Raw genomic sequence first — 24,304 nt, 5'->3', positions numbered from 1 at the left:
CTCATGTCCACCTTCAAACCGCGTGACTGGGGCTCCCACGCCCCCTATATCGCACCCGGTTACAAATCGACCCTGTTGCGTGGTCCGACCCAGGCACCGCTTGCCATCAAATCGGGACTGACCGAGGGCACCGGTCCGCGCTTTGCGCCCGCATCTGTGCGTGAGCTTGATTTCGATCTGACCAAGAACGGTGTCGTCAATGGCGAGCCGCTTGGCGAACGCATTGTTGTGCATGGTCGGGTGATGGATACCGATGGTCGTCCGCAGCCCAATATCCTGGTCGAAGTCTGGCAGGCGAACGCAGCAGGCCGTTACGTGCACAAGGTTGATCAGCATGACGCACCGCTGGACCCGAACTTCCGCGGGTCGGGGCGTTGCTTTACCGATGATCAGGGCAATTACAAATTCTATACCATCAAGCCGGGCGCCTATCCGTGGGGCAACCACTTCAATGCCTGGCGTCCGAACCATATCCATCTGTCGTTGTTTGGTCCGGGTTTCGCCACCCGTCTTGTGACCCAGATGTATTTCCCGGGTGATCCGCTGCTTGACCTTGACCCGATTTTCCTTGGCACCGAGGACGCAGCGGCCCGTGAACGGCTGATTGCCAAATTCTCGATCGACAAGACCGAGGAGGGCTTCGCCCTTGGTTATCAGTTCGACATTGTCCTGCGTGGACGCAACGGCACCCCGATGGAGAATTAAGTCATGGCTTATGGTGAAACCCCCTCACAGACGGTTGGTCCGTATTTCGCCTATGGCTTGACCGCAGGCCAGTACGCATACGACTTTACCGACATCGCCGATCCGACCGTTGCCGGCCCGGATGCCAAGGGCGAACATATTCGCATCACCGGTACCGTCTTTGATGGCGATGGCAACCCGGTCAACGATGCGATGATCGAAATCTGGCAGGCCGATGCCGACGGTCATTACAACGAAAAGCCGATTGACGTGGCTGATACCGGTTTCCGCGGGCTTGGCCGTTGCGGTACCGGCACGGATGCCAAGCTGCGCTTTTGGTTTGATACGGTAAAGCCAGGTGTTGTCGCCGATGCCGAGGCGCCGTTTGTTAACGTCATCGTCTTTATGCGCGGCATGCTGGTTCACGCCTTTACCCGTTTTTACTTCGACGATGAGGCGGATCTGAATGCCAAGGACCCTGTTTTGCAGTCGGTGCCAGCAGATCGTCGCGACACCCTGATTGCCAAGCGTGTCGAAACCCCGACGGGGATTGAATACCGGATCGATATTCACATGCAGGGGAATGCTGAAACCGTGTTCTTCGACGTGTAAGTCGATCTGGCCCGATGGCTGCGTCCGCTGCTTTGGGGAAAGCCGGCGGTCGCAGCCATCGACCTTAATTTCCTGCACTACCGGGGCAATTGCCCCGCGTTTCTAATGTTTTGGATTGATGCCACAGGAGTTTTGCCGTGGTTGCACGTTTCATGTCGCTTAAAGAGGCCGTCGCATCCTGCGTTAAGGATGGCGACACCATCTCGATGGAAGGCTTTACCCATCTGATCCCGCACGCCGCAGGGCACGAGATTATCCGTCAGGGCATCAAGAACCTGACCTTGGTCCGCATGACGCCTGATGTGATCTATGATCAGTTGATCGGGGCCGGTTGTGCCAAGAAACTGATCTTTTCCTGGGGCGGTAACCCCGGTGTTGGCTCGTTGCACCGTCTGCGCGATGCCTATGAAAAAAGCTGGCCGACCAAGCTTGAGATTGAAGAACACAGCCACGCGGCGATGGCCAATGCCTATGACGCGGGTGCTGCTGGCCTGCCTTGTGCGGTATTCAAGGGCTATCGCGGGGCGGAACTGCCGCGCGTAAACCCGAACATCAAATTCATCGAGTGCCCGTTCACTGGCGAAAGCCTGGCCGCTGTTCCGGCGATCCGCCCGGATGTCACCGTGGTGCATGCCCAGAAAGCCAACAAAAAGGGCGACGTCCTGTTTGAAGGCATTGTCGGTGTTCAGAAAGAAGCCGTTCTGGCCGCGAAGAAATCCATCATCACTGTCGAAGAGATTGTTGATGATTTCGGCGATATTTCGCCCAATGCCGTGATGCTGCCGAACTGGGCGGTGACTGCTATTGTTGAAGTGCCGGGTGGGGCGCATCCGTCCTACGCCCAAGGATATTATAAGCGCGACAACGCGTTCTATAAGGCATGGGATCCGATTGCACGTGATCGCGAAACGTTCCAGGCCTGGCTCGAAGAGCATGTCATTAATGGCGGTCCCGAAGATTTCGCGGCCAAGCGTGAAGCAAACAAAGGCTAAGCGGAGGAAAAATCATGGTTGAATATACCCCGACTGAAATGATGACGGTATCCGCCGCACGCGCGCTTAAGAATGACGATGTGTGCTTTGTTGGCATCGGGATGCCGTCGGCCGCGTGCAACTTGGCACGTCTGACCCATGCGCCGGACATTACCCTTATTTATGAAAGTGGCACGATCGGGACCAAACCCGATGTTCTGCCGCTGTCGATTGGTGATGGCGAGCTGTGCGAAACCGCTGTGAACACCGTCGCCGTGCCGGAAATGTTCCGTTACTGGCTTCAGGGTGGCAAGATTTCGGTTGGCTTCCTTGGTGCGGCCCAGCTTGACAAGTATGGCAACATCAACACCACCGTGATCGGTGATTACGACAACCCCAAAGTCCGCCTGCCGGGCGGCGGCGGTGCGCCGGAAATCGCGACCAGCTGTGGCGAAGTCTTTTTGGTGATGAAGCAAAGCAAACGTGGCTTTGTTGAAAAGATCGATTTCGTGACATCGCTTGGTCACGGCAAGGGTGGCAATGATCGTGCATCTTATGGCGTTGATACCAAAGGTCCTTCGCGTCTGATCACGGATCTTTGCATCATGGAACCGCATCCGGTGGGCAAGCAATTCGTTGTGACCTCGATCCATCCGGGCGTAACCCGTGAAGAAATCATCGAAAATACCGGTTGGGATGTTGAGTTTGCCGACGAAGTCGCCGAAACTGCGATCCCGTCCGAGAAAGAATTACAGGTTCTGCGTGAACTGCATGCTCGTACCGCCAAGGCCCACGGGGACCAGCAGTAAGAGCAATAATAAGGATCTTAGAAATGGCTGACGCATATATTTGCGATTATATCCGCACCCCGATTGGCCGCTTTGGCGGCAGCCTGTCGCAGGTGCGCGCCGATGATCTTGGCGCTGTTCCGCTCAAGGCGCTGATCGACCGTAATCCGGATCTGGATTTTGCCGCTGTTGATGATGTCATCTTTGGCTGTGCCAACCAGGCTGGTGAAGATAACCGTAACGTTGCGCGTATGTCTTCGCTTCTGGCAGGGCTTCCGGAAACAGTGACCGGAACCACGGTCAACCGTCTGTGCGGTTCGGGCATGGATGCGATCATTATGGCCGCGCGTGCGATCAAATCGGGCGAAGCCGATCTGATGATTGCTGGTGGCGTTGAAAGCATGTCACGTGCGCCGTTTGTCATGCCAAAGGCGACGTCGGCATTTTCGCGCAATGCGGAAATTTATGACACCACCATCGGCTGGCGGTTCGTAAACCCGGTGATGAAGAAACAGTACGGCGTGGATTCCATGCCCGAAACCGGCGAAAACGTTGCCGAGGACTTCAATATTTCCCGCGAAGATCAGGATACCTTTGCCGCCCGGTCGCAGGACAAGGCGGTCGCCGCACAGGAAAATGGTAATCTGGGCGAGGAAATTACCCCGGTCACCATCCCGCAGCGTAAAGGCGATGCCATTGTCGTGGACAAGGATGAACATCCGCGTCCGGGCACCACGGCCGAAAAGCTTGCCAAATTGCCGACCCCTTTCCGCGAAGGCGGCTCGGTTACGGCTGGCAACGCATCGGGTGTCAATGACGGGGCTGCGGCCTTGATCATCGCGTCCGAGGCAGCGGTCAAGAAATACGGCCTGACCCCGATTGCACGGGTGGTTGGTGGTGCGACTGCGGGTGTTGCACCGCGCATCATGGGCTTTGGCCCGGCACCGGCATCGAAAAAACTTCTCGCACGTCTTGGCTGGTCGACAGAGCAGCTTGACGTGATCGAACTCAACGAAGCCTTTGCATCCCAGGGGCTTGCAACGCTTCGTGATCTTGGCATTGCCGATGACGATGCGCGTGTGAACCCGAATGGTGGTGCGATTGCCCTTGGTCATCCGTTGGGTATGTCGGGTGCACGTATCACGGGCACGGCTGCGCTTCAGATGAAACGTTCTGGTGGCAAGCGTGCACTGGCGACCATGTGCATTGGTGTCGGTCAGGGTATCGCGATTGCGCTTGAAGCTGTTTAAGGCTGATGGCTGATTGATCTTGAAAAAGGTGCCCCTGTGCCGGTTGACGGGCAGGGGCTTCTTTTTGCGTTATTGACCAATATGGTTGCTGGCGCGACACTATCGACTTGATTTCACACCTGTTTGAACGGTGGATGAACCCTGATGAGCGTTTCGCCCTTTGACTCTGCCCTGCTTGGAAATCTGTTTTCCGATCCGGAGATCGCGGCCCTGTTTGATGACCGGGCACAGATTGCATCCATGCTGCTTTTTGAATCGGCCCTTGCCGCGGCCGAGGCGCGCGCAGGTGTGATCCCCGAAAAAAGTGCCACCCGCATTGCCGAAGTCTGCCGTGATTTTACGCCCGATCCGGCAAGCCTTGCATCAGGAACGGCCAGTGCCGGTGTGCCTGTACCGGCCCTTGTTAAGGCGCTCAAGGCGGAAATTGGCGGTGAAGATGCGCGCTATGTCCATTTTGGCGCCACCAGCCAGGATGTGGTTGATAGCGCACTTGTCCTGCAGCTGCGTGATGCGGTTGCGATTATCCGTCGCCGCATTCGTAAACTGGCCAAGGCGCTGTCGGCCCATGCCGACACCCATCGCACAACGGTAATGATTGGGCGGACGCGATCCCAACAGGCTGTACCCACCACCTTTGGTCTTAAGGCTGCCGGATGGCTCGCACCGCTTGTGCGGATTGATCACCGGATTGACAGCCTGTCATCAGATTTGTTGCGGATTTCGTTTGGCGGGGCTGCAGGTACATTGGCCTCGATCGGGGTGAAGGCCGCAGACGTCGAAAGCAATCTTTCCGAAGAACTTGATCTTCCGCTTGCCGATATGCCCTGGCATGCGCAGCGTGACGTTCTTGTTGATTTCGCAAGCCAGTTAACAGCGTTAACCGGCGCACTTGGCAAGATGGGGCAGGACTTGGTTCTGCTGGCCCAGTCCGAAATTGCCGAGGTTCAACCGGGCAAGGGCGGCGGGTCATCGACCATGCCGCACAAATCCAATCCGGTGCAGGCGGAAATGCTGGTGACACTGGCACGTTTCAATGCCGGGCTGCTGGGTACCTTTGCCCAGGCGCAGCTGCACGATCATGAACGAAGCGGGGCAAGCTGGCTTCTGGAATGGTTGACGCTACCACAGATCATTACCGCAACCGGTGCGGCACTTGCGCAGGCGGTTGATATGGTGCCGGATCTTAAAATCAATGCAGACCGCATGGCCGAAAACCTTGAACTGTCACGCGGGGCGATGTTGGCAGAGGCCGCAACATTTGCGCTGGCCGATCACCTTGGCCGCGATGCCGCGGAAAAACTGGTCAAAGATGCCATCGCCAAGTCGGCAGAAAACGCATCGAACCTGTTTGATGAATTGCCAAAACTGACTGACGCCCCGGTGGATTGGGCACATATCCGTAACCCGGCAAACTATATCGGGCAGTCGGATGTGTTTATCGATCGTGTTTTGGGGGCCGCCAAGCGTGGCTTGCGCGACTAGGAAAAAGGCTGCCGGATGGCAGCCTTTTTTGTGTTTGATGCGGTGATTTGGTTCAGCGCGGCGCCCGCAGGCGCTTTTCAACCGCGTAATTGTGGATGGGTACGCCGGCCACTTCAAAATCGCGACGCTCCACAACGCTAAAGCCCTGTTTAAGCAGGAAGGATTTGGCAAATTCACTCGCCTCGGAATAAAGCTTGCCGATATCCTGTTTGCGCGCGTGCGCTTCAAGTGCGTCGTACAGCTTTGTCACAATGCCTTTGCCCGCAAAATCGGGCAGGGCATACAGAAACCCGATATGGCCATCTGCCTCGACATCGCCAAATGCGACAACCTGATCATTGTTATCAACCGCGACCAGACTGAACCGTCCATCTGTCATGATTTCGATAAACCGTTCCGGCGTCGGCAGAAGCTTTGCCCACACGGCAACCTGTTCGGGATTATAGGCATTGGGGCCGATTTCCGTAACGGAGTGGCGGTAAATCTCGACCAGGGCCTTGGCATCACTGTCCGCAAACGGACGAATTGTGATCATTCTTGTGGTCCCCATGCCGTATCAAAGAACTGACATTCAAGATCGGTTGCACGTTTGAAATAGGACAGGCATTCGGCGCGGTCTTCATCTGACAGTGAAGGTCCAACCTGATCCAGTTGGCTATTCAGATAGGCAACCACACTTTCAAAATACACCCCGATATGCAGATCAATCCATTCGGCGTACCAGAAATCATCGGGGCGTTTGGCGATGGCCTTGTTGACCCGATCCGCCCAGCCAAGATAGGTGCCCTCGGCAACGGCCAGAACGGCCAGCATATTGGCGTAACTGTTGCTGTCCGTGGCGTCTTTCATAAGCTGCTTGAACGCTGCTGTTGCTGGCCAGTCCGGCATGTTTTCACGTGCATCATCGGATACGCCAAGGGCGGCAAAGGATCGTTCGAAATAGGTGTTTTCTTCGCCCGTGACCAGGGCAAGGAACTGACACCCCGGAATGCGATCCTTCAGGCTTGGTGCACGCGATACGGCTGCGGCCAGCAGGGCAACAAACCGATCAATAAACCGGTGATCCTGAATAAGATAATTTTCAAGATTGGCCTTGGGAAGCGCGGCATCACCCCAGGCATCGGTAAAGACATGGTGGGTTACCGCACGCCATTGATCCGCACAGGCTGCCTTCAGCCAATCTGAAAACACACCATTCGGATTGGTTTGACGCCATGACGGAAAATCCGGAACGGCTTTTGCGGTGTTGCTCATATCTGCGCGTTTCCTGAGGAGCTTGATATCATTTGGATTTTGAACTTTTGGCATGCTCGCAACCATTGGGCAAGCCACGAAATAGGGCATCCGCCAAAGTACCGATCTGCATGCAGACGATTGATAAGTATCAAAGTAATCGATTGGATTATAATGTTATAAATCATTCCATCAGAGCTTTTCCCAAGGAGGAAGTTATGGCGAATGTTGGAACCCTGGACCGTGTTGTCCGTGCGATTGCCGGTGTTGTCTTGCTGGCCATTCCGTTTGTTTCGGCCGCGCCCGAAGGTGGTGGCATGGCGTTTGGCATTTATGGCTGGGTGATGATTGCTGCCGGTGTTGTCATGTTGGCGACTGCGGCACTGCGTTTCTGCCCGCTTTACATGTTGTTTGGCCTGCGGACCTGTCCGCTTTCCAAATAAGGTAATAAACGGCGTTTGAAACCGGAATATTCCGTTCGATCTGTTGTTGTTTGAACGTTATGCTGGCGTCCGTAGATCTCTGCGGTATGTTGGATAGACGTGCTGTTGATGCCCACACGTGGGCACGGCGACCAGCAACGACGAACGGAATATAAAAATGAAACGCCTGAGTGATGAACTGACTGTATCCCCGCAAATGCCGCTTGCTGCGATTGACGAAATCGCTGCGGCCGGTTTCAAAACCATCATTTGCAACCGCCCGGATGGCGAAGATCCCGGGCAGCCGTCATTTTCCGAAGTCGCCGCCAAGGCCGAGGCTGCCGGTATGAAGGCGATCTTCCAGCCTGTTGCAAGTGGCAATGTGTCGGACGCGGATGCGGATGCCTTTGCAGCCAATTTGGCCGCCGCCGAAAAGCCCATCTTTGCCTATTGCCGCAGTGGTACACGCTGCACCATCCTGTGGTCGTTGGCCAATGCCGGGCAGATGCAGGTTGGCGATATCGTCAAGGCCGCGGCGGAGGCCGGCTATGATATGGCACCGCTGGCACCACGGATTGCAGCACGCGGCTAAGCCGTTTGAATTTGCACGTTATGCGGTGCGTTGCTGTGCAAAAAACGCAGTGAGCATCGCATAAATTGCACTATTCCTTTTGTGCGTTTCATGACGATATGTCCGCGCATGCTGTATCTGGCATGGTTTTATCAAGTGGCACCGGTATGACGTCAAACGCAGACCAACTTTCCAACATCAGATTTCGACTGGCAAAGAGCGATGATCTCGACGCCCTGTGCGAGATTGAAAACCGGTCCTTTGAAGTCGACCGACTGACCCGGCGTGCCTTCAAACGTTTCGTCGGCAGTGAAACCGCGCGTCTGACTGTGGCGGAAACCACCAAGGACGGGGGCGTTGTTGTTGGCTACGCGCTGGTGATTTTTCGCAGCAACGTCGCACTCGCACGCCTGTATTCGATGGCGGTGTCACCTGATCAGCGCGGGCAGGGGATTGGCCATGCCCTGATTGAACGGGCCGAAGAACTCAGCCTTGATTTTGGCACACCGATCCTGCGCCTTGAAGTCAGCCAGAAAAACAAGGATGCGATCCGGCTTTTCAAGGCAGTCGGATATCGCGAATTTGCACTTTATCCGGACTATTATCCCGATCATTCCAATGCGCTACGCATGGAAAAGGTATTGGTTCCCAATGCCATGCATTTGCCATCGCCCATCCATTTCTATCACCAGACCCTGCCATTTACCTGTGGTCCGGCGGCCCTGATGATGGCGATGAATGCGCTGGACGATGATATCGAACTTGATCGTAATCTTGAGATCGCGCTGTGGCGCGAAGCCACCACGATTTTCATGACATCTGGCCATGGCGGCTGTGGCCCGCTGGGTTTGGCGTTGGCGGCGCACAAGCGCGGCTTTGATGTCGAAGTGCTGAGCAGCCGGGACGGGCCGCTATTCGTTGATACCGTGCGCAAACCGAAAAACCGCGAAGTGGTCGAACTGGTCCATTACGACTTTGCCCGTCAGGCACTCGATGCCGGTATTTCGGTCACGACCGGCCCGTTTGGCATTGCCGAGATCGAAGAACGCACCAAACAGGGCAAAATGGCACTGGTCCTGATCAGCCAATACCGCATTTATGGCGATAAAATCCCCCATTGGGTGGTGGTTTCGGGCTTTGATGTCCGGTTTGTCTATGTCAGCGATCCCGATATTGGCGAAGACCATGAACCCTATACCGGCAGCGACTGTCTGTCTGTGCCGATCCTGCGTCACGAGTTTGATCTGATGGCGCGTTATGGCCGTGATAAACTGCAAGCCGCCGTCTTCATTGACAAAAAGGCCGGGTAAAAACCCGGCCTTTTGCTTTTATGGAATGCTGCTGAGGCCTTTATGGGCGTGCGATCTTGCCCAGCAAGTGCGCAATGATCCGGCGATACAAATCCATGCCCAGAACCACATCCTCAACCCCGGCATCGATATTCGGGTTGTCATTCACCTCGATCACCATCGGGCCATGTGGCGTTTCCTTAACGTCCACGCCATAAAGGCCATCGCCCATCAAACGTGCAGAGGCAAGGGCAGTCGCAACGATGTCAGCAGGGGCATCTTCGACCGCAAGGGTTTCAAACCCGCCTTCCTCATAGCTTTTACCATCATCTTCGTGTTTGACGATCTGCCAGTGGCCCGGTGCCATGAAATAGCGGCTGGCAAAGATGGCTTCACCACCCAAAACGCCAATCCGCCAGTCAAAGGTGGTTTCGACATATTCCTGGATGACGAGAAGTTCGGAGTTCTTGAACATCTCGGTTGCGACTTCATTCAGGTGCTCTGGTGACTTCACCTTGCGCACTCCGCGCGAGAAGCAGCCATCGGGCACCTTCAGAACCGACGGGAAGCTGAATTGCTTTGCGATGTCGGGAATGCGGCGCTTATCGAAAATCGCACTTTTGGGTGCCGGGATACGGTGTGTGCGCAGCAATTCGGCCAAATAGACCTTGTTGGTACAGCGCAGCATCGAGTCCGGATCATCAATCACCGGAATGCCTTCCTTTACCGCCCGCTTGGCAAAGCGATAGGTATGGTGATCAAGGGCGGTGGTTTCGCGGATCAAAAGGGCATCAAATTCCGAAAGATGATGGAAATCCTTGGCTGTAATCAGTTCGGCCTTGGCCCCCAGATCGGATGTGGCCTGCACGAAATTGGCCAGCGCCTCCTTGTCCGAGGGCGGCAGGACTTCATCCGGATCATGCAGGATCGCGACAAGGGCGGTCGGCGGGGTGACGTTGCCCTGTTTACGCACACGCCCGCGTAAATAGGCACGGAGTGCTGCCTCGAACTCGACAAGTTTGTCGTCATCAAGCTGGCTGATCGACGGGGCTTCGATTTCGCGCAAAATTCTGCGGTCCTGCTTGTTCAGATGCAGGCGCAGGATCGGGCAGCGGAACTGATCAAAGGCGCGTTCACCAATCTGACGAAACTTCTTGTTGGCGGTCCGCCCGAAATAGACATCGATATGGTCCGGGGCCTGATCAGGTGTCTGGCCGGATTTTTCCAGTGCTTCGATGATTTGCGGGCTGAGTTCCGCGCGTGCAGTTTTCTGAAGCCGCTTCCAGTTCAGATCCAAAAGAACATCGGCCTCGGGAATGACGCGCTCTGCCCGGGCGGCCGCAAGAAGGCTGCAATAATAACCGCGCGACAGATATTCATAGGACTGGCACAGGTTGATCACACGCCGGTTACGCACACCGTGATCAAGTGCCAGATAATCGCGGACCCGCATCACGCGTGCCCCCGATACGGCAAAGCGTTGATCCGACAGACGGTCGACCAAAATCAGCGGCGCACCGGTGGCAACCGCCGGGCTGACAGCGCTTTCGCCCTCATAAAGCGCATGTTCAAGGCGGATGCCATCACCGCCATCCTCGTAATATTCCGGAAGATCAGCAATCCGGACATAGCCATGGCGTTCATAAAGATTGCGCGCGGTTTCGTTGGTGACACGCACTTCAAGGCGCATGCGCGTGCATCCCGCATCCATCGCCAGATTTTCAAGGCCAGCCAAAAGCTGTGTGCCCAAACCCTTGCCGCGCCAGTCTTTGGCAATCGCCAGCGAGTAAATCCGCGCTGTAACCGTATTGGTGCGCAGCAACAGCAAACCATACCCGACAATTTCAGGATGATCGGCATCACCAGCATCGGCGACAAGAAGGCGCGCGCTGGCCTGACGCAGGAACCGCGAGAAGGAGGCACGTGAAATCAGATCGCTTTCGAAATTGCCGCTTTCAAGGGTGCAAAGACCATCAAGGTCGTCGCGCACGGCTGCACGGATGATGACAGTATTGGTCTGGGGCAAAGTCACTGTGCAGCTCTCCTACGATGAGGGTAAATATGTTGCGCTCAACTTCCGGTACGCCCAAAGATCGTTCGTCGCAAGCGCATTTATTGTTCATAGCCATGCCTTTTTTTCATGGATCATGGCACAGGTCACACTCGACCAGCAGGTCTAGGCTCAGGACCTATTAATTTGATTGGAATGGCAGAGGTTATATTTGTGAAATCCAAGAAAAAGCCCGCAGGTCGGGTTGGTATCCCGGCCAAGGGATTTGACGCAGGAGTTTGCAAATATAACCTCTGTCCTTCGGATTAACCGAATTTGCACGGGCTACTTTGTCGTAAAACCTTGAAAGATGTTTATCTTCCTGCGGTTTTGCTTCGCGTATCCGCACAAATTCGGTTAACCATTCGAACCAAATTAATAGGTCCTGAGCCTAACGAAAATAAGGTGTTTTCATTGGGCCTGCTGTGAAACATTTAATCATCCTGATCGTTTGCACTTATATAAACAAGAGATCAGAAGCAAACAGGTTGGCGTACGTTGCACTGCGTCCGCAAAGCTTTCAAGGGCAAGATGGTTTGAATAAACGCATCCTAGACACATCTCCGATCCTCAGGCGCAGGTTTGCAATCGTTCCGCTTTTACTGGCAGGGTCGATGCTTTCGGCGTGCACCTCGGACGAGGGCTTAAGTGGTGTGCTTGGCTTTGGCGACGGTGCTGATAGCGAGATTGCGCAAAATGATCTGCAAACAACCATCCCCTATGAAGTCGAAATTGCCGGTATCGATCCCCAGGAAGAAAATCTGATTGCGGCGTTGGATGGGGTTAGTACGGCGCGCCGTTTGCAGTCGCGCCCGACCGCTTCGCGCGCGGGCCTGCAACGCCGTGCAGAAGATGACGTCGAACGGTTTCAGGCTGTGCTGCGATCCAAGGGGTTTTATGACGGGCAGATCACCTTTGAAATTAATGAAAAGGCCGCCGCAGATATATCGAGCGCGCCAGCCCAAGACGCACCTGATGCTGGTTCTGAACAAGACCCGGCGGATGGCCAGTCCGGGGATGATGCATTGGCATCAACATCCGAACAGCCGACACCACTGGTTCTGACCTATAATATCGATGTCGGAACGCCTTATCTGATTTCGGCGGTGAACCTTGTGATCACATACCCCGATCGCGTGGTGGAACGCCATGCGACGGATAAGGAACTTGAAAAGACCCGCCTTGAAATCGGGCAGCGCGCAACCGCGGAGCCGATCATTCTGGGCGAACAATACAGTGTCGATATCCTGCGCGAACAGGGTTACCCGCTTGTCGAGGCTGGCAAGCGAACCGTATTGGCCGACACCGCGCAAAAAACCATTACGATCAATTATGCCTTTGAAACCGGGCCGCAGGCCGATTTTGGCAAGATTACCGTCAATGGGGCCGAGGACGTCGATGCGGACTTTATCGCAGGATACCGCAGCTGGCGGTCGGGCGAGCAATATCATCCCGATCAGGTGCGCACCACGCGCCGCGATCTGGCGCAAACCAACCTGTTTGACAGTGTGATTGTCAAGGTTGCCGGTCCGGTAAACGACAATGGCGAAATCCCGGTTGAGATCGAAGTGGTTGAACGCAAAATGCGTTCGATCGGCGGAGGGGTGAATTTTTCGACCGCCGACGGCCCGGGAGCCAACGCGTTCTGGGAACATCGCAATCTGTTTGGTGCGGGTGAACGCCTGCGGCTGGGGATTGATGTTTCAAGCCTTGAACAAGGTCTGTCGGCAGAATTCAAAAAGCCGCAGTTTCTGGAACGGCGTCAATCCTTTGTGGCTGAGGCCAACGCCAAGAACAACGATACTGACGCCTATACGGGCTCAACGCTTGATAGCTTTGCCGGTATCGAACGTCCACTTTGGGAAAACTGGACAACGACATTTGGTGTAACCGCTGAATATTCCGACCTGACCGGTTCAGACTCCCCGAACGAGGAATTCTATCTTGCCGGTTTGCGGGGCATCTTGCGCCATGACAACACCGACAATCCCCTTGATCCGAGCCGGGGGAACCGTTTTGAAATCAACGTATCGCCCTATATGGGCCTGACCGACAAGGATACCGGTTTCACCACCGTATCGGTCGTCGGGTCGCAATACCTATCGATTGACGATGAGGGCGACTATGTTCTGGCGACCCGTGCACGCACCGGTACCATTATCGGCGAGGATCGCGGCAATCTGCCGTCAAACAAACGCTATTATTCCGGTGGTGGTGGCTCCATCCGGGGCTACGAATACCAGAAAGTCGGCCCTCTTGACGCCGATAATGATCCGCTGGGCGGGCGTTCCGTACTGGAAGTCGGTGCCGAATTCCGCGCCCGTGTGACCGAAAGCTTTGGCATCGTGCCATTCATCGAAGGTGGTAACGTTTATGCCAGATCCGAACCCGAAGACATCAGTCTTCTATGGGCTGCCGGTCTTGGTTTCCGTTATTACACCGCTGTCGGGCCGCTGCGTTTTGATGTCGCAGTTCCACTTGATAAACGCGACAACGTTGATGACGATTTTCAATTCTATATCAGTCTGGGGCAGGCATTTTGACCGGGTCTGACACGTCACCACCGAATAATCCCAAACGTTCCGCATCGCGCCGTTCTTCGATAAAGTGGCTGCGCTATGGTGCCTATGGTCTGGGCGGGGCTGTGGTTGGACTTGTTGGCCTGATTGCCGTTGCCGGGACCGGTCCGGTATTGCGGATGGCAACCCCGATGATCAACGAGGCCGTCTCCGCCGCAACCGATAGCGAATTTGCGCTTGGCCGGGTCGAAGGCAGTTTGTGGACTAAATTGACCCTTGATCAGGTGACCATGGATCGCGCCACAGATGGGTTGCATCTTGATATCAATGATATCGAATTTGACTGGTCGCCGACCGCACTTTTGGCTGGTCGGTTGCAAATCAATCAGATCAGTCTGGCAACGACCAATGTCATTTTGCCCGACGGCACCGCACCGGAAACGGTCGAGGAAGAGGACGAAGACGGCGGTGGCTTTGCCATGCCGCTGGCGGTTTCGCTTGACGCGCTTGAGCTTGGCGAAATTGCCATTGTTGATCAACTCACCGGTAACAGTTTCCTCTATACCCTGAACGGGCGGGCAAAGGTTGGCACAAACCTGTCTGCGACAGCCTTTCTGGATTTGCAGCCACGTGATGGCGGTACCGACCGGATAAAACTTGATCTGGATTTTGACGGCCCCGGGCAACAGCTTGCAGCCGAGATTGATGGCGCCTTGGGGCGCGAAGGGCTTGTCATGACCCTGGCTGGCGTTGATCCGGCCAGCGCAACCGATATCAAGATTGCGCTTAATGGCGATGGTCCGGCCAATGACTGGAAAGGCACGATTGATCTGTCGGCGGCGGGGTATGCGTCACTTGCAAGCGACATTGGCGTTCAACTGTCGTCGGATGTTGTGGCATTTACCCTCGACGGTGCGCTGTCACCGCAGGAACGCATAAGCGAACAATTGCCTGCAAGCATGGATAAAGAAGTCGCGCTGGGCATTGGCGGGGCATTTGATCAATCAGAACAAATCCTTTCGTTTGATCGCATTTCGATTGCGATGGCAGATGTGCTGGCGCTGTCTGGCACAACGCAAATTGACCTTGAAGACAGCCTGATTGCGGCCGATTTAACGGCCGATATTGATCCTGCAATGTCGGCACTTATTGACGGTGCGGTTTCATGGGCGGAACTTGGGCTTTCCGTTCAGGCCAATGGCAATCTTTCGATGCCCGGTGTGTCACTGCGGGTAAATGGTCGCGATGTGAAAACGCCTGTGTCGCGTATCGGCGACATCGCCTTGCAGGCCGATATGGCGGCCCCCGATGACGCGGATGAGCCACTTGACGCAACCGTCGCATTTTCTGCGACCGGCACGGATTGGGATGACCCGGATCTCGGCGCGTTTCTGGGGGCGGCGCAGGACCTGTCATTTGATGCGCGGATGTCGCCGGACTTTGCCGATATTTCGATCCGCAATCTGGCATCGAACACGCCTGATATGACCCTGCGCGGGCAGGCGGACGTCAACGAAGATCTGGTCGTCACGACATCGAACATCGTGGCCGATGTCCGCGATCTCGCGATTTTTGCCCCGATTTCGGGGCTTGATCTGCGCGGGCAGGGGCAAGTTGCCTTGCCCGGCCTGACCTGGTCGGAGGCCAGTGGTCTGGAAACCGGGATCGAGGTTTCAGCCAGTCAGGCCGGTTTCGGGATTGCCGATCTTGATCGTATCGTCGGCTCCGAGCCGCGGATTACCGGCGATGTGACACTTGCACCCGATCTTGATCTCAGCGTTGATGTCAGCGCACTTGATACCGCAATGATCGACGGTCCGCTGATGCTTCGCATTACAGAGGCATTCGAAAAACTGTCGCTTGAAAGCACGCTTGATATTGCATCTGGTGCCGTGCCGCCGGATCTCGGCATTGAAATGGCCCCGGCAAAGCTGACAGCCAATCTCGAAGGTGACTTGGCGGCACCCCCGGGGACGTTTGAATTGAGTGTTCCAAGCCTTGCTGTTTCGGGTCAGGAATTCTCCGATATCGTACTGAAAAGCCGCATGACGTGGTCAGATCAGGCTGTTTTGTCGCTTGCCAATAAGGGCAACTTCACCTTTGCCAACCGTCCTTACGAAGTGGCTGCAAATCTTGTCCTGCCCGAAGATGCGCTCCGTGTTGAGCAGATATCGCTTAAAGGCGAACATGTCGCGTTGAGTGGCAATATCGCCTTGCCCGACTACAGCATTCCAATGCGCGGTGATGTTACGCTGTCAAATCTCGATGCCGAATTTCTCGATCAGTTTGGCGTCAGTCTGGTGAACGGTACCGTGACGGCCGATATAGCCCTTCGTCCGGATGGACAACGCCAAAGCATTACGGCAAACGCATCGGCCAAGGGCCTGCGGATGGCAAGCACAGATGGCACCAATCCGACAATGATTGAGGATGTCGAACTGACCGCGACGATTGGCAATGCGTTTGACGTACCTGAAATTTCAGCGGAGCTGGATGGCCGTGACATTATTGCCGGATCAATTGCCGTTAACGAGCTTGCCCTTGATCTTGACGGTGGCATGGATGCCCTTGCCATCACGCTGACCAGTTCGGGTCTTTATCAGGGCAATGTACCGATTTCGACCGACCTGGCTGCTGATCTGTCGCTTGGCAATGATATCGCTGTGACGTCCAATCGGCTTGAAGCGATCATTGGCGATCAGACGATTGAGCTTCGAAAACCACTGGAACTTGTTTTGCGTGAAAACGGGCGGCAACAACTCGACGCCGACCTGACCGTTGGCACCGGCCATCTTGTCGCAAGCCTTGATCAGGAAGCCGGGCAAAAATCGATTTCGGGTGAGCTGCACCTTAATGATTTTGATCTTGGTCCGTGGGGGCGTATTTCCGGCTTTGACGGGCTGAGCGGCACCGCAAATCTTGATGCGTCATTGCGTGAAACACGTGGGAACTTGCCAAGTGCACAGGTCAATGGCCGCATTTCCGGCATCACGTCAAAGGCAGTCGCGGGGCTGAAGCCCTTTGAAATGCGGCTTGATATCACGCTTGAGGATGGAAAACTTGCCGGGCAGGCGTCGCTTGGTAATGGCGATGTCGAAGCACTGACAGCCGAAGGTAATGTTCCGCTTGCGATTTCTGTGCTTGAACAGGAATTCAGCCCGGATCTTGCTGCGCCGGTTTCTGCCCGCGTGCGTGTGAATGGTCAAATTGCCGAATTCTGGCCTTATGTCCCGGCACCCGATCATCAGATGTCGGGCAAGATCAAACTTGCGCTTGATGTCGCTGGAACGCTTGATGACATCCGCTGGAACGGGGATGTCGCGCTTGCCAATGGACGATATGAAAACCTTGAGTACGGCACACTCCTTGATCAGATAACGCTTGAGGGCACCTTTGATCAGGCCGGTCTTTCCATTCCGTCCATTACGGCCACGGATGGCGGCAAAGGCACTGTTGATGCGTCGGTTGATCTTGATCTGCTAGACGGTGGCGAGATGCGCTATGACGTTTCGGCTGATCTGCGCAATGTTGCCGTATCGCGTAAGGATGAACTGCAATTCTGGGCGGATGTAAAAGCCAGCGTGACCGGATCCCAGTCGGAGGCCGATATCCAAAGTACGGTGTCGGTCCAGCGCGGGGAGGTCGATCTGACCCTGGCCTTGCCGGAATCGGTTCCGACCATCGAGATTGAAAATCTGCCGGACGCCGCGCAGGTCGAAAAGGCCGAGGATACAAAGGAAGCTGATGATGCCTTTACCGGTAATCTTGACGTGACCGTTGATATCCCGGGGCGCCTGTTTGTGCGCGGCAAGGGACTTGATTCCGAGTGGGGTGGCCGCCTTGAAATTTCCGGCACCACCGATGATCCACGCATCACCGGGCAGCTATCGGCCCTGCGCGGGCAGCTTGATGTCATTGGCAAAACATTTGTGATCCGGGATTCTCAGATTACCTTTGCCGGTGCGTCGCCCCCTGATCCGATGCTTGATATCGAAGGGGTCTATACCACCGAAGATCTGGTCGTGACCGCAGGCTTCCAGGGGCCGTCAAGCGATCCGGAACTGGTGTTGTCGTCCAATCCGTCCTTGCCGGAAGACGAAATCCTGTCTCAAGTCCTGTTTGGCAAATCCCAAGGCAGCCTGTCGGCAGTCGAGGCCGTGCAACTGGCAAGTGCCCTGAACGAACTTTCTGGCGGTGGTAGTGGCCTTGATGTGGTTGGCAGCATCCGACGCTTTATCGGTGCAGATGTCCTGCGCGTTGGTGGCGGCGAAGACGGGCCGGAGGTCAAGGTTGGCAAATACCTGACAGAGGGGGTCTATGTCGGCACCAAGGCCGGTTCAACGCCGGGGTCAAGCGGGGTCGAAGTCGAGATTGAAGTCACACCAAATATCAGTGTGACCAGCGAAAGCACCGAAATCGATAGCAAGGCTGGCGTTCAGTTCAGGCTTGATTACTAAGACCGCACAAACCTTAGCTTAGTCACCGATGGGTTGGTGCCCGGTTGGGGGATTAACCGTCAGCAGCGACGAACGAATGCGTCGCAGCTTTTCCTTGGCCTGATCGGGCATGCGTCTTGCCACGGCCGTCGCGATGACATCAATCGTTGCCAGAAACGCATGGCGTGTGGCGGTTGGTTTATAGATGTCGGGGTTTTCCGGCATATTGATTGATATTACCAAGTCACTTTCAGCGGCAAGCGGACTGTCAGGGTTGGTCAATGAGATGACCTTGGCACCATATTGGCGCGCAATGGCAGCGGAATGGATGATTTCCGTCGGGCGACCGCTTGTGGAAATCGCGAATATTACGTCCTCTGCGCCGAAGGTCGAGGCCAGCATCCGCTGCAAATAGCCGTCACTTTGCGATTGCGCCGGTATTCCCAGTCGGAAAAAGCGGTTTGCGGCATCAAACGCCACAGTGGTCGATCCACCCCCAACCCCGAAAAACGCCACCTGACGTGCCTTGACCAGAATGTCGGCAGCCTGATCAATTTGATCAGACGATAACTGATCGCGCAGCAGGCGCAGGTTATCAATGATCACACCCAGCACATGGTTTGACAGAACATCTGCGGCGGTTGTGTCGTCTGAAATGTCTTCGGATGTCAGATACTGAATGCTGACGGCAAGGTTTTGCGCCAATCGGATTTTAAAATCGCGGAACCCGTCGCACCCCAATGTGCGGCAAAACCGAATGACGGTGGGTTCGCTGACCCCGACATTTTTCGCCAGATCGGACAGGGCGATGGTTGTGACATCTTCCAGATGTGCGCTGACATAGTCCGCGACCAGTTGTTCGCGGTTCGGAAATTTGCCGGACTGGCTGCGCAGCAGGCTGATGATGTCGGCGGTTTGTTGCATGGAATCGACCTGATCCGTCTATCTGGTTTGGTGTGTCAAAACCGACACATTATTGGGAACTAACATTATTTCCGTTTGCAGGCGATAGCCACAATTTCAATTTAAGCGTCATCTCAGTACCCCGCATGCGTGTTTTCTCACATCAAATATCCTCGTTTTGCCCGACATTAACCCGGTCGAAATCGACCATGTAGTTATTCAATGCACGAGACGGCGAAGTTGCTGTTTCGGGCTTTGGTTTGTCGGGATCTTGGACGTCTTAATCCTTGATCCAATTGGCGAATTTCCTGCTTGAAAGTCTGGACGAAACAGGGGCACTGCGAAATCCTATAATGTAGTTAAGCTACTTATAGCAGTTTAAAAGTCAGTTTAAGAGCAAAAATGTGAAGATTTGGAGATAAATAATGTAGACAAACTACAAAATGGACCTCAGTATGTAGAAAAATTACATAACATTTGATCAGTGGAGAGTTTGGCGGAGATGGCTTTACGCCGTATTGAAACCACAGCCGCAACCGCAAGCCGGTGCCTGAATTGGGTGGTTGAACGCATCATAGCGGTTCTGATGCTTGTTCTTGTTCTGGACGTCTGGCTGGGTGTCGTTGACCGATACTTATTTCATTGGCAACTGCCATGGCCGGAAGAACTGGCGCGCTATCTGATGATCTGGGCGGCACTTCTGGCGATCTCGGCCGGGATTGCGCGGCGCGAACATATCGGGATTGGCATGTTTGTTCTAAGCCTGCCGATGCCGATCCAGCGCACAATCCTGTTTCTGGTGGATCTGATTGCGTTGGCAGCCTTCCTTTACCTTGCGATCTATGGATTTGATTTCGCCCAAGGCGGTATGCGCCGTCAGGCAATGATTTTCGGCATGTCACTGGCACTGCCTTATGCGGCCGTGCCGGTTTCGGCATTGCTTGCCGCCATTCAGCTCCTCCTCGTTGCCTTGCGTGATCAGGGCCGTTTTGTCCCGGTTGATCTTGCGGAGGGCGCAGAATGATCGTCGCCATTATCTTTGTCGTTCTGATGGTTCTGGGCATGCCGATTGGCTTTGCCCTGGGTGTCGCAGGCGTTGTTGGCCTGTTTGACATGGGCGGGGGGATGTTTTTGTCCCAGGGTCCAAGCAAGGTCTTTAACGGGCTGAATGTCTTCCCGTTCCTTGCCATGCCGTTCTTTATTCTGGCCGGCGAAATTATGAACCATATCGGCATTACCAGCCGGTTGGTGAAATTCGCCCAGGCACTCGTCGGACATATGCGGGGCGGGTTGGCGCATACCAACATGCTGGCATCTGTTTTCTTTGCCGGTTTGACCGGGGCGGCAACGGCTGATGCCGCGGCCTTTGGCAAGACGTTGGTACCTGCCATGGTCGAACGCGGATATCGCCGCGATTATGCCTGCGCGGTGACTGCCGCCGGATCGATCATTGGCCCGACCATTCCGCCATCGGGTTTGATGGTTGTCTATGGATCACTGATGGGCGTCTCGATCGGTGGTCTGTTTGCCGCCGGTATCCTGCCGGGACTTATGATCTGTCTGATCTGCATGACGGTGATTGCGGTCACCGCACGGTCCAAGAACCTGCCAAAGAATGAACGCCGTGCGTCGCTTCTGGAAGTCTGGAAGATTTTCAAATCATCGATCACCGCACTGATCATGCCATTGATCATTCTGGGCGGTATCCTTGGCGGGATCGTCACCCCGACAGAAGCCGCTTCGGTTGCCGTGGCCTATGCCCTGTTCATTGGTGTGTTTGTTTACCGCGCGCTCAGTTTTGCTGATTTCTTCAGGATGCTGGTGCGCACGGCACGTGTGACCGGGGTGATCTTTGTCATCATTGCCTTTGCATCGATCCTTGGCTGGTGGCTGAGCTTCAACCGCATCCCGCAAGAAGTCGCCAGCATGGTTCTGGGTGTTTCAGAAAATCCCTACATCGTGATTTTCATGATTGTCGGTCTGCTTTTGATGATCGGCATGGTGATGGATATCAACGCCATCCTGATCATTCTGGCCCCGGTTCTGGTGCCGCTGACCGTTCAGATCGGCATGGACCCGATCCATGCTGGGATCATCTTTATCCTGGCGCTTAACATCTCGCTGATGACGCCGCCTGTCGGGGCCTGTCTGTTTGTTCTGTCATCCGTCACTGGTGAAAAGCTTGAAAAGATTGCCGCACAACTTTGGCCGTTCCTTTTGGCCGAACTGGGCGTGCTGTTCCTGTTTGCCTTCTGGTCGGACCTTGCCCTCGTGATACCGCGATTGCTGGGTTTCCGCTAGGTCATCGGGATGAATATAGCCCCGGTCAGGTCCGGGCCGGGGCGCACACCACAATAACGCCGGACACATAAAGTCGTTAAATCAAGGAGAGGTAGAAATGAAAACCGTAAAGCGTTTGGGCGCAGCCGCCCTTGCAACCGCGATGCTGATGGGCAGCACCTCGATGGCATTCGCCGAGCCGAAGGTTCTTAAATTCGCGCACGACAACAAGACCGATCCGTTTGAAAACCCGGCACATGCCTGCACGGCTGTTTTCGCCAACATCGTCGAAGCCGACACCAACGGTGAAATCGAAGTCGAAGTTTATCCGTCAAACCAGCTTGGTTCGGCTGCCGAACATGTTCAGATGGTCCGTGATGGCCTGATCCAGGGTACGCTGACCTCGACCGGTGCGCTGGCATCTTACTATCCGCGCATCGACGTTCTGAACCTTGCCTTTGCGTTTGATAGCAACGCATCGACCTATGATGTGTTTGATGGTCCGTTTGGCGAGACCCTTGCAAGCGATATCGAGGATACGCTTGGTGATGTGAAGGTTCTTGGCTTCCCGGATACTGGCGGGTTCTTTGCTGTGACCAACTCGCAGCATTCGATTGCAACGCTTGAAGATTTCAAGGGTATCCGCATTCGTACCATGTCGCTGCCATCCCATCAGAAAATCATGCAGGCCCTTGGTGCTGAAGCATATCCGATGGCCTGGGGCGAAGTTTACGCCGGTCTTCAGACCGGTGTGATCGATGGCCAGATGAACCCGGTTCCGACCGTGACCTTTGCCAAGTTCAACGAAGTTCAGGGGTATTTGACCCTGACCAACCACCTGTTCTCGCCTTACACCATGATGCTGTCGAAGGCATTCTGGGATGACCTGACCGCCGATCAGCAGAAAATCATCCGTTACGCTGCACAGTCTTGCGTCGTTGCAAGCCGTGGTGTTTCGCGTGTGATCGAGGCATCTGATCGTGGTCTTGCCGGTCTAAAGGACAAAATGGAAATCACCGCGCTGTCGGCTGAAGACCGTGAAAAGTTCAAAGAGGCAACCCAGCCGGTCGTGGTCAAACACGTTCAGGAAAGCCTTGGCGATGAAGGCGTCAAACTTCTGAACCTGTTCAAGGAAGAAGTCGAGAAGGCCAACGCCAACCGCTACATGGAATAACCCATTCCAATTGCCGAAGGGGCGGGGTTCTCGCCCCTTCGGAATTCTTTAGCTGATATCAAAAGACCAATAACAAAGGCACGGGCCATGCGGATTTTTTGCGCCTCGATTGCAACCGAGACCAATACATTTTCACCTTTGCGCACTGATTTTTCCGATTTTCAGGAAAGCTTTTATGCCCCGCCGGGCCAGCATCCGGTCACCCCGACACTGTGCAGTGCCGTCTTTACCGAAGGCCGCCTGCGTGCCGCCAAGGAAGGCTGGGATCTGGTTGAAGGCACCGCCACCTGGGCCGAACCGGGCGGGTTGGTCAACCGTCAAACTTATGAACAGTTGCGCGACGAGGTGCTTGGCCAATTGCGTGCGGCCATGCCGGTCGATGGCGTGATCCTTGGTCTGCATGGGGCGATGGTGGCCCAGGATTACCTTGATTGCGAAGGTGATCTGATTGCGCGCATTCGTGCGCTTGTCGGCCCTGATGTCGTGATCGGCACAAGCTTCGATCCGCACAGTCATTTGACTGCGAAACGCATTGATAACGCTGACATTATTGTCGCCTTCAAGGAATTCCCGCATACCGATTTTGTTGAAACCGGGCGGGCTGTTGTTGATCTTGTATTGCGCACATTGCGCGGCGAAATCAAACCGACCAAGGAAGTTTTTGACTGCCATATGATCGAGGTCCTGCCGACCTCGCGCGAACCGATGCGATCGTTCATTGACCGGGCAAAGGCAATGGAAGGAACAGGCAATATCCTGTCAGTATCTTTCATTCACGGATTTATGGCCGGTGACGTGCCCGACCTTGGGGCCAAGGTGATTGTCACCACCAACGATAACCCTGCGGAAGCCAGGCAGATAGCACGAAACCTGGGGGTTGAGTTGTTTGGTTTCCGTGGGGCCACCCGGCCTGATTTTGCCAAACCCGAAGATGCGCTTGATCAGGCGCTGGCATCCGATGCCAAACCGATTGTCCTGACCGATGTCTGGGATAATCCGGGCGGTGGTGTTCCGGGCGATAGCACCATTTTGCTGCGTGCCGTGATCGAACGCGGGCTTAACGATTATGCCTTTGGCACCCTTTGGGATCCGATGGCCGTACGGACCTGTTTTTCGGCGGGCGAAGGTGCGGTTTTACCCCTGCGTTTTGGCGGGAAAACCGGTGCGCATGCCGGTGCACCGATTGATGCCGAGGTCCGGGTCAAAACCTTGAAACGCGATGCCTGGCAGTATTTCGGTGAAAGCATCGTTCCGCTTGGTGATTGCGCCGTGATCATCCTGCCCGACGGGGGGGAGGTGATCCTCAATACCAACCGGTCGCAAAGCTTTGATCCCAGCCTGTTTTCCAACATGGGTATCGACCCGGTATCGAAGAAATACCTGTTCATCAAATCGACGAACCATTTTTATGACTCGTTTGCCAAGATCGCGGGCGAGATCATTTATGTCGATGTGCACGGACCATACCCGTCCGACCCGAAAACGAACGGATATCGCCATTTGACCCGCGCCCTGTGGCCGATTGTCGAAGATCCGTTCGAAAAGAAGGCCGGTTAGAAAGTTTACCTTGTGCCAGTCGCAAGCGGTTCAAAAGCCACACATTCGAGCCGTTAAAAGTCTCCCTGCGAAAGACTGGTCAA

General features: G+C 55.0%; 19 protein-coding genes. 15 read left to right on the top strand and 4 right to left on the bottom strand.

The features are described 5' to 3' along the window. Positions 1-3: 3 nt before the first annotated feature. From pcaH to pcaB, 6 genes are all read left to right on the top strand, one after another. Positions 4-705: a protocatechuate 3,4-dioxygenase subunit beta gene (pcaH, locus tag TH2_RS18110; RefSeq protein WP_008891896.1), complete on the top strand. Its 702-nt coding sequence runs from the start codon at positions 4-6 to the stop codon at positions 703-705. 3 nt (positions 706-708) lie between these two features. Beyond that, positions 709-1,296 carry a protocatechuate 3,4-dioxygenase subunit alpha gene (gene pcaG / locus TH2_RS18105; protein WP_008891895.1) on the top strand — a complete coding sequence of 196 codons (588 nt, stop codon included), beginning with the start codon at positions 709-711 and terminating at the stop codon, positions 1,294-1,296. 137 nt (positions 1,297-1,433) lie between these two features. Further along, the gene (locus TH2_RS18100) at positions 1,434-2,288 is read left to right on the top strand and encodes a CoA transferase subunit A (RefSeq protein WP_008891894.1); all 855 of its coding nucleotides are present in this window, start codon (positions 1,434-1,436) and stop codon (positions 2,286-2,288) included. Between the two features lie 14 nt (positions 2,289-2,302). After that, positions 2,303-3,076 (top strand): CoA-transferase subunit beta, encoded by a 774-nt coding sequence (locus TH2_RS18095; RefSeq protein WP_008891893.1) that lies wholly within the window; start codon positions 2,303-2,305, stop codon positions 3,074-3,076. A 23-nt stretch (positions 3,077-3,099) separates the two neighbouring features. Further along, positions 3,100-4,305 carry a 3-oxoadipyl-CoA thiolase gene (gene pcaF / locus TH2_RS18090; protein WP_008891892.1) on the top strand — a complete coding sequence of 402 codons (1,206 nt, stop codon included), beginning with the start codon at positions 3,100-3,102 and terminating at the stop codon, positions 4,303-4,305. Positions 4,306-4,449: 144 nt separating this feature from the next. Beyond that, positions 4,450-5,787, top strand: coding sequence for a 3-carboxy-cis,cis-muconate cycloisomerase (gene pcaB, locus TH2_RS18085; protein ID WP_008891891.1), 1,338 nt, complete (start codon positions 4,450-4,452; stop codon positions 5,785-5,787). A gap of 52 nt (positions 5,788-5,839) precedes the next feature. Here the strand turns inward: pcaB and TH2_RS18080 are convergent, their stop codons facing one another. Next, complete coding sequence (locus TH2_RS18080) at positions 5,840-6,322, bottom strand: GNAT family N-acetyltransferase (protein ID WP_008891890.1); 483 nt, start codon at positions 6,320-6,322, stop codon at positions 5,840-5,842. Beyond that, positions 6,319-7,041, bottom strand: coding sequence for a TenA family protein (locus tag TH2_RS18075; protein WP_008891889.1), 723 nt, complete (start codon positions 7,039-7,041; stop codon positions 6,319-6,321). Before TH2_RS18075 ends, TH2_RS18080 begins: the two co-directional genes overlap by 4 nt. A 197-nt stretch (positions 7,042-7,238) precedes the next feature. Here TH2_RS18075 and TH2_RS18070 point away from each other — a divergent pair, with 197 nt between their 5' ends. The 3 genes from TH2_RS18070 to TH2_RS18060 all read left to right on the top strand — a co-directional run bounded on the left by TH2_RS18070 (position 7,239) and on the right by TH2_RS18060 (position 9,323). Continuing rightward, on the top strand, positions 7,239-7,463 hold the full coding sequence (locus TH2_RS18070; RefSeq protein ID WP_008891888.1) for a YgaP family membrane protein: 225 nt from the start codon (positions 7,239-7,241) through the stop codon (positions 7,461-7,463). Positions 7,464-7,620: 157 nt separating this feature from the next. Beyond that, positions 7,621-8,034 carry a protein tyrosine phosphatase family protein gene (locus tag TH2_RS18065; RefSeq protein WP_008891887.1) on the top strand — a complete coding sequence of 138 codons (414 nt, stop codon included), beginning with the start codon at positions 7,621-7,623 and terminating at the stop codon, positions 8,032-8,034. Positions 8,035-8,180: 146 nt separating this feature from the next. Then, positions 8,181-9,323 carry a peptidase C39 family protein gene (locus tag TH2_RS18060; RefSeq protein ID WP_040824604.1) on the top strand — a complete coding sequence of 381 codons (1,143 nt, stop codon included), beginning with the start codon at positions 8,181-8,183 and terminating at the stop codon, positions 9,321-9,323. Positions 9,324-9,363: 40 nt separating this feature from the next. Here the strand turns inward: TH2_RS18060 and TH2_RS18055 are convergent, their stop codons facing one another. Next, complete coding sequence (locus tag TH2_RS18055; protein ID WP_008891885.1) at positions 9,364-11,334, bottom strand: GNAT family N-acetyltransferase; 1,971 nt, start codon at positions 11,332-11,334, stop codon at positions 9,364-9,366. Between the two features lie 632 nt (positions 11,335-11,966). Here TH2_RS18055 and TH2_RS18050 point away from each other — a divergent pair. Then, positions 11,967-13,895, top strand: a complete 1,929-nt coding sequence (locus TH2_RS18050) for an autotransporter assembly complex protein TamA (protein WP_008891884.1) — start codon at positions 11,967-11,969, stop codon at positions 13,893-13,895. Continuing rightward, the gene (locus TH2_RS18045; RefSeq protein WP_008891883.1) at positions 13,892-18,328 is read left to right on the top strand and encodes a translocation/assembly module TamB domain-containing protein; all 4,437 of its coding nucleotides are present in this window, start codon (positions 13,892-13,894) and stop codon (positions 18,326-18,328) included. Before TH2_RS18050 ends, TH2_RS18045 begins: the two co-directional genes overlap by 4 nt. A gap of 18 nt (positions 18,329-18,346) precedes the next feature. Here the strand turns inward: TH2_RS18045 and TH2_RS18040 are convergent, their stop codons facing one another. Further along, a complete protein-coding gene (locus TH2_RS18040) occupies positions 18,347-19,231 on the bottom strand; it encodes a MurR/RpiR family transcriptional regulator (protein ID WP_008891882.1) in 885 nt (294 codons plus the stop codon). 481 nt (positions 19,232-19,712) lie between these two features. Between TH2_RS18040 and TH2_RS18035 the strand changes: the two genes are divergently transcribed. The 4 genes from TH2_RS18035 to TH2_RS18020 all read left to right on the top strand — a co-directional run bounded on the left by TH2_RS18035 (position 19,713) and on the right by TH2_RS18020 (position 24,221). Further along, positions 19,713-20,234, top strand: a complete 522-nt coding sequence (locus TH2_RS18035; RefSeq protein ID WP_008891881.1) for a TRAP transporter small permease — start codon at positions 19,713-19,715, stop codon at positions 20,232-20,234. Beyond that, positions 20,231-21,511, top strand: coding sequence for a TRAP transporter large permease (locus TH2_RS18030; protein ID WP_008891880.1), 1,281 nt, complete (start codon positions 20,231-20,233; stop codon positions 21,509-21,511). Before TH2_RS18035 ends, TH2_RS18030 begins: the two co-directional genes overlap by 4 nt. Positions 21,512-21,608: 97 nt before the next feature. Beyond that, complete coding sequence (locus TH2_RS18025) at positions 21,609-22,664, top strand: TRAP transporter substrate-binding protein (RefSeq protein ID WP_008891879.1); 1,056 nt, start codon at positions 21,609-21,611, stop codon at positions 22,662-22,664. A gap of 87 nt (positions 22,665-22,751) precedes the next feature. Next, on the top strand, positions 22,752-24,221 hold the full coding sequence (locus tag TH2_RS18020) for a M81 family metallopeptidase (RefSeq protein WP_008891878.1): 1,470 nt from the start codon (positions 22,752-22,754) through the stop codon (positions 24,219-24,221). The last annotated feature ends 83 nt before the right edge of the window (positions 24,222-24,304 follow it).

Origin of the sequence: Thalassospira profundimaris WP0211, from assembly GCF_000300275.1 — a bacterium.
Lineage (GTDB): Bacteria > Pseudomonadota > Alphaproteobacteria > Rhodospirillales > Thalassospiraceae > Thalassospira > Thalassospira profundimaris.
Note: the sequence above shows the minus strand (reverse complement) of the source record. Positions and strands in the feature narration are given on the sequence as shown.